Below are 11,797 nucleotides of genomic sequence, written 5' to 3' on the forward strand. Positions count from 1 at the left end.
ACGGAAAACCGGAGGGCTCGCGCCCTGCCGCTAACAATCAATCGAAGGTATTAGCGGAACGGCGCGAGCCGTCCGGTCGCACCGTGAAAGACCGGAGGGCTCGCGCCCTGCCGCTAACAATCAATCGAAGGTATTAGCGGAACGGCGCGAGCCGTCCGGTTGCACCGTGAAAGACCGGAGGGCTCGCGCCCTGCCGCTAACAAAAAAACACCCCGCTTGGCGTCAAAGTAAGTGGCATTGGGCTAACATTCTCGCTCGGATTGAGGAACATCCTGCCAGCCTCCGCCGCCCCGGGCGGCTTGCGGATCGACTATTCTATTGGGCTTCTGATCCAATTCCCTACCACTGCCCTCCTTCTTCCCTACGGATTTCTGACATGTCAACGACTCGTCGTCAGTTCATCAAAACCGCAGCCGCCGGGTCGGCCGCTGCCGCAACGGTCTCCGGCTTGCCTTTCGAAGCGCCGGTGATCGCGCAAGACACACTCCCCAAACTTCGATTGGCATCGATCGGCGTCGGCGGGTCGCGGGGACGTTACAATCGCGGCGGCCAGATCGCCCGCGAGGCGGCGAAATTTGCCGAGATGATCGCGGTCTGTGACGTCGATGATCGCCACACCGAAGAATTCAATCAGGCGTTCGGTGGCAAACTGGCCAAGTACCGCGACTATCGCGAGATGCTGGAAAAGGAAAAGCCCCAAGTCGTCACGATCGGCACCCCGGACCATTGGCACGTGCCGATCGCCATCGCGGCACTGCGCAGTGGCGCCGATGTGTACTGCGAAAAACCGCTCACCTTGACGATCGACGAAGGCAAGCAGATTCGCGCGGTCGTTGAAGAAACCGGTCGCGTTTTTCAAGTCGGCACGCAACAACGTAGCAGCAAAAATTTGTTCTTGATGGCGATCGCCATGGTCCACACCGGACGGCTCGGCGAGAACGTCAACGCCTACGTCGCCATCGGCGGTGCACCGGGGGACGGCCCGTTCGAAACCACCGACGCGCCCGACGATCTGGATTGGAACCTGTGGGTCGGGCCGGCACCGGACGCGGAGTACTGCGAAGAGCGGCGGCGGATGTTCCGCTGGTACTTCGAATACTCCGGCGGCAAGATGACCGACTGGGGTGCCCATCACATCGACATCGCGCAGTGGGCACTGGCGCCGGGCGAAGACGGTCCGACTCGAATCAAGGGAACCGGTCAGTTCCCCAAATCGGTTCCCAGCGATTTGGATTGGGCCGCTTTCCTGGATGGCGACATCTCGTTGCCGAACGCGTTCAACACCGCTACCAAATTCAGCATCGATCTGACGTACGACAACGGTTCGTTGATCAGCGTGAACGACCACTACAAACGGGAAGCAGACAACGTTGATTTCCCCAACGGGATCTTGTTCGAAGGCGACAAGGGACGGATCTTTGTCAACCGCGGAAAACTGCAGGGGGCACCGGTCGACAGTTTGACCGACAGCGACAAGTCAGAGCTGAACGAGTACATCGTCGAGTTGTGCAACGGCAAAAAGCCCGGCAGTCACATGGGCAATTTCTTTGAGTGCATCGGCGATCGTGGCAAGCCGATTTCGGACGTCTGGTCCCATCATCGCACGATGACCTCGTGCCACTTGTGCAACATTGCCTTGATGACCGGTCGCGAACTGACTTGGGATCCTAAGCAGGAAGTGTTCGTCGGCGACGATGACGCCAATAAACTGCTCGGCCGCAAGTCGCGAGATTTCTCGACCGTCGGCTGATCGCAGCCGAAGACGTCAGGCGTTGAAATCGATTCGCTTGGATTCGCTGCCTGCACGCAGCATCGCGTAGCTCCACTCGGCGGTGACGGTGTCACCGCTGTCGGCAAATTCGCGAATCAACCAGCCGCGTTTGGCCGCCGGTGAATCTGCCGGCGGCGAGCGGCGTCGACGCTCGATGCGTTCCAACGCGATCAACGCCAGCGACGGATTGGTCGCGGCAAGTTTCTGAAAATAGCCGTCCGGCGATAATTCGTGATACCGCAGGTCCGTCTTCTTTCGCTCCAGCCACTGAGCATCTTGCCCCAGTTGATCAATCATCCAACGCTTGCTCAACCAATCCACTCTGCCCAGCGCGGGTGTCACGTTCCGCGAGTCACGTCGAAATGCGGAAACGACGTTGACCAGATCCGACCATCGCTCGATGACCAATGTGGCTTCGCCTCGATTGCAACTCGGTGTCTCGGCGACAAACCGTTTGGCGGCTTTTAAATATCGACGTTGGATCTCCAACGCACTCAGCCGACCGCGGCAGGTCATCACGCGACGGACGAGGTTCCAGTCCGAGGCGATGTCATGCAAGGCGGCGATCGGGCGCGGCACGGTGACAAACTCGCTCGTCGCGCCGGATTCAATCATGTCCAACACTAGCGAGACCGAACCAAATTTGACGTACTCGGCCAACTCGGAAAGATTGGAATCGGACAAACCGATTTGAAATCGCTGGCGCCGGGCGAACATCGCCTTGGTCGAACCCAGTGACAAAAACGATCGCTCGCAAAACTGTGTCAGCCAATGGCCGAAAACATAGATCGGCCGTTCACCGCGATAGCCGCCCATGTCCGCAACGACATCGATGGCCATCGCTTTCGGACTCAGCCGATAACATCCGTCTTCATCCAAATCCCCGGCGCCGCACAGGGCGACACGGGAAACCAGCAGGGCGGTCAAGTACTTGCGATGCTTTCGAAACGCAACGTGGCGGACGACAAACCGCAACACGATCACGGTCGGAAAATGAATGCCGCGGAGCAACCCCATGAAGATCGCCCTGGCCCAACTCGGGAGCATTTCAAACAGAACGGCGGCCGATGATGCATCTGCTGACGGATCCGGACCGGTCAACGTCACGTCAGCGGCGAGCGTTGGTTTCTGTCGAATTTGGATCAAGAAGATGAACGCAAACGCGCACAAAAGCACCGGCAACGAGATCACCACGCTGATCAATTGAAGCATCCACAACAGCGCGATGCAGACGCGGTAGACCCACAGCCAAACCCCGCCGGCCACCACCGCTTCATAGTTTTCTTGGCAACCGTAAACGTGACCCAATGCGTCGGTGCTGTTCTTCAAAATTCTCACGTCCCATTCCCCTGCCGCCTCGACCGCTGCGCCGGCGACCAGTTCATCGATGGAACATTGGCAAGCAAGCAATTCATCCGGGCTGGTCACTTCCGGTGTCGCGATTTCAATCAGGCCTCCAGGCAGAGCGTGCAAGGAAGGATGCGTTTCAAACGTCACCGCGCCACCGCTGGCCAGAAACATCTGGTCTCGATCAAAGACACCGGGGACGGTGGGTTGATTGCGACGTATCGCCGCGCAGATCTGTGTGTAGATTTCTGTTGAACTCGGCAGACCCGCCGTGGTCAGATGCGGCTGGTTCACAACCAGCGTCGCGTACTCGGTTTCCATGCCCAGCAATCGCGACACCAGTCGTCGCGCCGGGACGCACCGACGAGAAGAGGATGAGTTCACCAAGCACTCCCAGCCGAGGTAACACAGGGGCAATTGCCCGTCGATTGCCACGGCTCGATTGTAGCGGATTGGGGATCCCAGCGAGAACGAGAATCCGCCCGCTGGTCGTGGGAGCAGCTTCCAGTCGTTTGTCGCAACCAATCCTTCGGCTAGCGGTATTGCGTATTACCAGCGAAGGCCGAATCGTTCGCCGCCGGTGTCGCGATTGTTTCCGCCCTTGAGTGGCCCGTCGTGAGTGGGTTTGACGGCGACTTCGCGTTGGGGTTCCTCGACCTCATCTTGTTTCGGTTTCGAATCCTCGGCAATCTGCTGTGCCGCTTTGATCGACAGTCCAATTTTTTGGCTCTCGCGGTCAAACGACAGGACCTTCACATCGACTTCCTGTCCTTCGCTGACAAATGCATCGACTTTTGAAACGCGATGGTGGGCCAGCTCGCTCACGTGCACCAAGCCTTCGACCCCGGCACCCAAGCGGACGAAACAGCCGAACGACGCGATCCGCGAAACCGTGCCCTTGTGAACGCTGCCGATCGCGAATTCCGCTTCGGCGGTGTCCCAAGGATTTTCCAACAGGTCTCGATAGGAGAGCGAGATCTTGCCGGTTTCCTTGTCGACCGAATCCAGTTTGACCTTCACTTTTTGACCGACTTCCAGCACCTCGCTGGGATGCTTGACTCGATCCCAGCTGAGCTTGCTGACGTGAATCAACCCGTCGAGTGCACCGAGATCAACGAAGGCGCCAAAATCCTTGACGCTGCGAACAACGCCTTCCATGACGTCGCCGGGTTCAATTTCGGCCAGTTGCTCGGCGCGTTTTTGTTCGCGTTCGCGTTCCAGGATCGCGCGTCGGCTGAGCACCAAGTTGCCGCGGCGCTCATTGGCCTCGGTCACCAGACAAACGAATTTCTGGTCGACGAATTCGCTGGCGTCTTCGACCCGGTACTCGGCAATCTGGCTGATCGGCATGAAACCACGCACCCCGCCGACCTTGCATTCGAGCCCGCCGGTATTGTGACCGGTCACGACGGCTTCCACGACCGAGCCTTCTTCCAAATCGCTCCAGTCAGCGACGTCAATTGTCGATCCGGGCAACGAACACATGTACAAGCCATCATCGCGGTTGAATCCACGCACCATGACTTCCACGGAACTGCCCACCGCCGGTTCAGCGTCTTTGAATTGCTCAAACGGAATCACGCCCTCGTCGGGTCCGCCCAGCGCGATGTACACGCTGTCTTGGTGAATTTTCAGCACCTGTCCCGAGATCCGCGTGCCCTCGGTCAAGGCTTCCTTGCGATCCGACATGCCCGCCGAACCGCTCAACATCGATTCGATGTCCGCGGCCGCCAGCTCTGCGTCCAGTTCCGCCTGCAGGTCGTCGCTCAGGCCCGCACGCAACGAGGGCACGGCAACACGCTGCGGTTTCTGGGCCGCCGGAGCCGCAGCGGTGGGCGTCTCTTTTTCACCCTTGATCCGCGGTCGAGGCGGTTTTTTCTTCTTGTTCGGTTTGCCGGCTTTCTTTTCTACTGCTTCGAGTTGCTCGGTGGAGACGCTCGGAGAGGCCGGTTTGGCGATCCCCAAGCCTCGGGCGGCAAGCGGGCCCGAACCGCCGCGAGCGGCTTGAGCCGTCTGGCCAGCTTCGGCGGCTGCATTGGCTTCGGCGGGCGCATTGTCTTCGGCGGGCGCACTCGCGTCGGCAGCCGATTCAGCTGGGGCCGCAGGTGGCGCCGCCGGTTCGGCCGGCGTGGGGGCAATGTCGGTGGCAGGATCGTCCGTCACAGGCTGTGGTTCGTTGCTCATCGAAACAATCGACGTGGGGAAAAGTGAATGGGGTCGATCCGGCAGTCTAGCACCCCGAAAACATTGTCGGTAGTCTTCACCCCAGGTTTGTCCACTTCTGATGGAGAACAACGCCAGATGCCCGAATTTACCGATTTTGCTCAATCGCTAACCCAGTCCTTCTCAACCGAACTTGAGTCCGCGATCCAGGCCGCACCGCTGCCCCCACTCGGGGACGGTGCGCTTCAGAAACCTCTGTTGACGCTCTTGTCCGGAGGAATCGGCGATCATTTGATCGATGTCCCCGCCGCCCGCCAGATGGAAGTGATGAGCGGACTGTGGCTCGTCGCCGGCGACATTCACCGCAGCCATTCGATCAGCCAAGATCTCGGCAGCGCCGAAGGCAGTTTCTTGCACGGCATCATGCATCGGCGTGAAGGCGATTTCGGCAATTCGAAATACTGGTTCCGCCGAGTCGGTTCGCATTGTGTGTTCGATCAGATCAACACCGAGACCGATGGCCATTACGCCGATCCCTTCGAGTTTGTCGATCAGTGCCAGCGAGCTCTCGCCGGCGGATCCGACGATGACGTCGACCAATGCGTCGCCTCGCAGTGGATCGAATGGCAAGCACTGATGATGTATTTGGTGCAATGAATGCGCTGCGTTGCGACGCGACAAGGAAACCGGAACTCCGCGGCGGTTTGCCTTGCCACGATCGACTAGCGCTGGCCCGAGCGAGTTTTAAATTCGCTCAACCACAGCGGGCGTTTCGCAGCCGGCTTGGAGACCGACAAAAAAATGCCGACCCCAGGCGACTGGCCCAACGCCGTCACGCCGATCGTGCCCGCTTGAATCTTGTCGCCCGATTCGACAAACCATTGCAACGTCTCGGGCTGCTCGACATCGCGATAAATCGACAGTGTTGAGGTCTCGCCGTTGGTCGTGATCTTGTTTACCGGATCGAGACGAGACTCTTCGCCACGGTCGCGGGCGAACACTTCGACGCCTTGCTTGAACGATCGCAGACCGATTTGAATCCCGTCCACTTCGAAACCGACCTGTGTGCCTCCGGGCATGCCCGCCGACACCGAGGATGTCAGCGACATCGCCGCCCCCGCGGCCAGCTTAAATTGCCTGTCGGACAATCGGTAGAACTGACCAACCTTGATCGTGGTCGGACGCAGCTCTTTGCCGGTCGTTTCGAACCAGTCAAACCCCTGGTTCGATTCGAATCGATCGGCCAGTTGTGCCGGGAACGCGTCGACGTTGCTGAGCCCGTCAAGTGACTTGATCGCCTCCGATGACTCGGTGAGTTGTTTTCCTGGACCGATCGACAGTCCGCCCAGCGGCTGAAATTCTGTGGGGCTCCGCCGTGTCGCGTCCGATGGCGTGACAGATTCGGTCGGTTGGTTCGCAATATCGGAAAGCACCTCGCTGAATTCGTTGCCCAGACCGGCGCCGAGCCCGCTTCCCGTCTCTCGCCGTTTCGCGATGGGAGATCGGCTCCTGGGGACCGACATGCCAGACCGCGGTGCCTGCCGGCTCGCCTTTCTCGTCCGCCTTGCCGTGCCTTCTGGCCCGCCGGAACCCGACTCGTCGTCTTGATCAGCGACGTCGTCCGACACGGCGGTCATCAGCGAGGATTCGCGGACCGGCGACTCATGCTGCGACGGACGCGCTTCTGCCGCACGTCTGCCGCCGGGGTTTCGATTGACCCAAAAAACGATTGCCACAATCGTGAACAAGACCGCCGCACTGATTCCGTGGTATTTCCAATCGCTCGGCTTTTTCCGTCGCCGCGACACCGACGCTTGCTGCTCCTGCGACGTTTCCGATGCGGACGTAACAGCCGATTCGGTGGCGAACTGCGCTGAAGCCCCGTGTTGGGCATCCGCAGCGGCACTGGATCGCAGGGCTTCGTCATACGCCGATCGCGAATCAGCGCTCAGCAGCGTTCGCCGGGCAATCGCGACCTGCCCCAGCATCTCCTGAACGATCTTGCGCCGCGGACCGGCCGCGATTTGATGCAGATAGGCGCTCCGCGATTTCGCCGCCGATTCGATCAACGCTTCGTCGGACTCAAAGTCGGTCAGACCCAACAGGGCATAGTGATTCGGGGGCAATCGTTCGGCCGGAATTTCCAGCCACTCTTGGTACAAAGCATTCAAGTCCGCGGGATCGGAAATCGGCATCGCAGGAAAATGACAGAAGAGGAGGTTGGGGGAGTCCCTTTTATACCACGAAGCCGCCGGCGTTCGGCAACGATTTCTCGCCCGAGCAGCTCATCGAGAAGGGATTTTTCGCCGACGGCATTCACAAGCCATCCGAGCAGAAAACGCCGACGACTGTCTCTGTGAGACAGACGCTTGTCGCGTCGCATCGCCGCGGCAGTCTGCAGATCTTGGTTCCCACCCCTACCGACCGCGAGACCCACTCGCCGGTGTCGACGCGTCGTTTGGCTTGGACGCCAACCGTAGCACACGACGGGATTCTTCAGACAACTCGCGCTTTCGCCGGTCGGCAATCAATCGATGCTGCGGATCGATCGTCTCGAGTGTCTGGGCAAGCGCGAACGCTCCCGCGGCCTGCCAATAACACTTCGATTCGAGGTCGTCGGTGGCGGCGCGTTTGCCAAACCCTTCCCAGGTCTCCGCCAGCCAGAACAGGTCCGCGACGGAGAACTGAACACCTGTCGCGTCCAATTGGTTCACCGTTTCACTGAAGTGGAACAATGCCTCTTTGCCGAGCGTCTTGTCCGCATCGAGGTGCCGTGCTTGCAAATAGACCGATCGCAGGAACTCGGAGAGTTCCGAGTGGGGTTGACGCATCCGTTCGGTGACGTTCACCGGCTGCGGCACGGCATCCGGTACGCCGCCACCTGACCTGTCCTCTGCTGCCCTGTCCCCGGTCGCTTGGGGTCTGTCCCCGGTCGCAAGGGGTCTGTCCCCGGTCGCTTGGGGTCTGTCCCCGGTCGCTTGGGGCGGTGCGGAGTCCGTTGGGTCGGCGGGGGGGATCGGCATCGGGCCGCCGCGTTTGACGGGCTTGGTGATCCCGTTGGATGCAAGCAATCGGATCCCCAAGCGATCGCGGTAGACGAACCCGATCGCAGTCGCCATCAACAGGAATCCCGCCGCCACCATGACGAAATTTGCGGCGAAGCGGGATCGGCGGTCCCGGCTGTCGAGTGGGACCGAACGAGCTGGAGCCGTTTGAGGCTTGCGTCCGCGAGCCCGCTCCTCGGTGTCGTTCTCCTTGCTGACGTTACCGGGCACCACGCGGGTTCCCGTCCGATCGATCGCCAACGGCTGGAACGGCATCAGGTCGGTGCAAAAGGCCGAATCCAACGCATCGACGTTCTCCTGCATCACGAACACGAATCCACAATGACACTCCGCCGTCTGCCCCATGTCCGTTCGCGTGATTGAATATTCCCGCTTGCATCCGGGGCACGAAACCACGGCCAAATCAACCGCCGCCCCTGCTGTCGAGTCTTCCAACGGTTCTTGCCGTTGCGGCGTCTCATCAGACGGATGCGTCTCGGATGCGTCGGCTGGCGGCGGAAGGACCGACCCTTGGCTGGCTTCGGAAACCGGCAGCTGATACAGATCGGGAAACGCCACGATCGGCAATTCGACGGCACTTGCGTCGCTGGATTCCAGAATTGAATCGGCTTCCGCGTCCATCGAATCGGACGCGTCGAATACCGGGACCCGCAGCTGATACAGATCGGGAAACGCCACGATCGGCAATTCGACGGCACTTGCGTCGTTGGATTCCGGAATTGAATCGGCTTCCGCGTCCATCGAATCGGACGCATCGAATACCGGGACCCGCAGCTGATACAGATCGGGAAACGCGACGATCGGCAATTCGACGGCACTTGCGTCGCTGGATTCCGGAATTGAATCGGCTTCCGCGTCCATCGAATCGGACGCGTCGAATACCGGGACCCGCAGCTGATACAGATCGGGAAACGCGACGATCGGCAGTTCGACGGCACTTGCGTCGCTGGATTCCGGAATTGAATCGGCTTCCGCGTCCATCGAATCGGACGCGTCGAATACCGGGACCCGCAGCTGATACAGATCGGGAAACGCCACGATCGGCAATTCGACGGCACTTGCGTCGCTGGATTCTGGAATTGAATCGGCTTCCACGTCCATCGTGTCGGACGCGTCGATCGCCGGGACCCGCAGCTGATACAGATCGGGAAACGCCACGATCGGCAATTCGACGGCACTTGCGTCGCTGGATTCTGGAATTGAATCGGCTTCCGCGTCCATCGAATCGCACGCATCGATCGCCGGGACCCGCAGCTGATACAGATCGGGAAACGCCACGATCGGCAGCGAGACGGTGTTTTTGGGGGCCTCGTCGACCCGTGGATCGGCATCAATCTCTGATGGTTCGGGCGAAGCTGAGCTGTCGCTTTGTCCCACCGAGACTTTCGTGAGGATTGCCGTGGGGACTTTGACAACCGCCCCGCAACGGCACGGCAATTCCACGCCGGCGCCCGATCGATCGACGACGTATTTGCTACCACACTCGGCACACTCGGTCGGAATCTCGGTGACTGCCGACAGGTCCGTTGCGATCAACGTCGCGTCGCACTGACAACGCAGGGTCGGTGTTCCTTGCGGCAGTGCAGCTTCATCGAGAGAAAACGCATTCGCATCGGGAGGCGCAGCGACGAGCGACGCTTCGGTGAAAGCGAGCGTCGTACGGCAGGCTGGGCATTGGCCCGACAGCGTCATCGCGGGGCTTTGATAGCAAGACGACTAGGCGAAGTGGATCGCCGAGTCTAGCAATCTGGCGCGGTAGAGCCCAAGATTGGTTTGCGATTCTGGGAGCCAAATCATCGCGCAAACCGAAAGTTTCACCCACTCGGATCTGGCCTAAAGCTCAACACCGCGAAGTGACGCTCGACGGGAAGGCCGCTCGCGCAGGCGCGAACCGGCTGATGTCAAGCCGTTTGGCGCCAGCCTACGGACCCCGTTCTGGGCAAGACTTCGTCAACGTCGCGGTATTGGTCTAGAGCTCAAACGCCTCGTCATCGAGGTCTTCCGGCTCCTCGTCATACGGATCGTCGTCATCGTCACCGGATCGCCGCATTAGCGCTTCGGGTGGATCGGAGCCGTCGTCGGGGAACCAGCGAATCGTTTCTCGCGGCGGATCGGAAAGACTTTCTTCGCATTCGATGGCGTTCCAGCTGAGGTCGCCGGGCCCGTCAGCGACATCACCGTCTTCGAATTCCTCATCGGTGCTCATCAGATACAGCGACGCGTTGCGTAAGAACCTTTCGACTTCGGCCGGTTCATAGCGATCGGTGTCGTAGACGGCTTCCATGTCGGGCATGTCCAACTGCCCCATGCCGACGGTGTCCATCAACGCCCAGGATTCATCGACGCGAAACAGTCGCACGTTGGTCCACATGTCCAGGGGCGGCAATTCGTAGTTCCAGGCGTAGTTGAGTCCTTGTCGCAGCCCATTTTGATCCCGCAGGACTTCGCCGCCCGGATTGAAATAACAAATCGCCTGGGGCAGTTCCAAGAGCGCCGAAACGGCCTTGGTCAAGAATCGCAGCTCTTCGATCGGATCGTAGTCATCGGGAATCAGCACCACGTCTTCAGAATCGTCGTCCTCCGACTCCGATTCATCTGCACCCAAGACGTAGCTGATCAGCAGACGAATGTGCGAGTTGTGCTGCTGGGGAACGTCTTCGCCATCTTCCCAGCCCCACGACTGTTCCGCAGCCCGCTCCAAACAACCCGGGAACGCGAGCGGACCGAATTGACCCAAGGACCAGGCGACGAAGACGTCGGGAGAGGTGTCCGGATCTCCCATCTGATCAGGCCACTTTTCCGTCGAGGGCGTGACCAACAGGTGGCCCCCGACCTCGGGCCGAAAACTCATCACCAGCGTTTCCGGCGACGCACCATCCATGGCCGATTCCTGGACACCAATCATGTCAAACGACGAGAGTTTGTCCTGCAGCTCCGCCAACCCGACGGGGCTTCGCAGCAACACGCACATCCCTTGAGTGAACAATCCCTTTGCCATGATCGCCTGTAATCGCTCTTCTGCCACAATGAAAAAACGGCGACAGTGTGGGTCGCCGAGGGGTGATTCTTACCGCATCAAGCCGCATTCGACGAGTCCAAAGGATCGCCGATCGCCAAGCAGTGCGAGAAAAAGACGTCTCGCGGGCATTCGGAAGCCATTCTACCCCAGCGGCCGGATGTAGGTCGGCGACCGGGCGGTGAGTGGTTTCCATCCAATCACAGGTGAGACGCTGCGTGAGCATCGGGGCAGCCCGCCAAATACGCTCTCGGGCAAATACGCTCTCGGGGTAATCTGCAATGGGTTCGCGGAATTGCGGTCGCGCGGCAAGGCGACCATCGGCGAATCATTGCAACCCCGCGCGGCAGCGCGGTGAAGCATTTTCTGCGGCGGAGGCCGCCTGCCGAGTACCGCTCGGTCAACACCAATGACCAGGCCCGGACGCTGGCGCGA

Annotated in this window: 7 protein-coding genes; 2 read left to right on the top strand and 5 right to left on the bottom strand. The window is 60.0% G+C overall.

Annotated features, from left to right (window positions below):
- The first annotated feature begins 376 nt into the window (after positions 1–376).
- A complete protein-coding gene (locus tag NZK35_RS27310) occupies positions 377–1,750 on the top strand; it encodes a Gfo/Idh/MocA family protein (protein WP_259635694.1) in 1,374 nt (457 codons plus the stop codon).
- A gap of 15 nt (positions 1,751–1,765) precedes the next feature.
- Here NZK35_RS27310 and NZK35_RS27315 read toward each other — a convergent pair whose 3' ends face one another.
- A complete protein-coding gene (locus NZK35_RS27315) occupies positions 1,766–3,502 on the bottom strand; it encodes a proteasome accessory factor PafA2 family protein (protein WP_259635695.1) in 1,737 nt (578 codons plus the stop codon).
- Positions 3,503–3,667: 165 nt separating this feature from the next.
- Positions 3,668–5,302: a 30S ribosomal protein S1 gene (locus tag NZK35_RS27320; RefSeq protein ID WP_259635696.1), complete on the bottom strand. Its 1,635-nt coding sequence runs from the start codon at positions 5,300–5,302 to the stop codon at positions 3,668–3,670.
- Between the two features lie 117 nt (positions 5,303–5,419).
- Here NZK35_RS27320 and NZK35_RS27325 point away from each other — a divergent pair, with 117 nt between their 5' ends.
- A complete protein-coding gene (locus tag NZK35_RS27325; RefSeq protein WP_259635697.1) occupies positions 5,420–5,938 on the top strand; it encodes a hypothetical protein in 519 nt (172 codons plus the stop codon).
- 65 nt (positions 5,939–6,003) lie between these two features.
- Here the strand turns inward: NZK35_RS27325 and NZK35_RS27330 are convergent, their stop codons facing one another.
- The 3 genes from NZK35_RS27330 to NZK35_RS27340 all read right to left on the bottom strand — a co-directional run bounded on the left by NZK35_RS27330 (position 6,004) and on the right by NZK35_RS27340 (position 11,344).
- Positions 6,004–7,476, bottom strand: a complete 1,473-nt coding sequence (locus NZK35_RS27330; RefSeq protein ID WP_259635698.1) for a hypothetical protein — start codon at positions 7,474–7,476, stop codon at positions 6,004–6,006.
- A gap of 222 nt (positions 7,477–7,698) precedes the next feature.
- Entirely contained in the window at positions 7,699–10,038 is a 2,340-nt protein-coding gene (locus NZK35_RS27335; protein WP_259635699.1) for a hypothetical protein, read from the bottom strand.
- 277 nt (positions 10,039–10,315) lie between these two features.
- On the bottom strand, positions 10,316–11,344 hold the full coding sequence (locus NZK35_RS27340; RefSeq protein WP_259635700.1) for a DUF4261 domain-containing protein: 1,029 nt from the start codon (positions 11,342–11,344) through the stop codon (positions 10,316–10,318).
- Positions 11,345–11,797: the final 453 nt, after the last annotated feature.

Origin of the sequence: Stieleria sedimenti (assembly GCF_025060895.1) — a bacterium.
GTDB classification, from domain to species: domain Bacteria; phylum Planctomycetota; class Planctomycetia; order Pirellulales; family Pirellulaceae; genus Stieleria; species Stieleria sedimenti.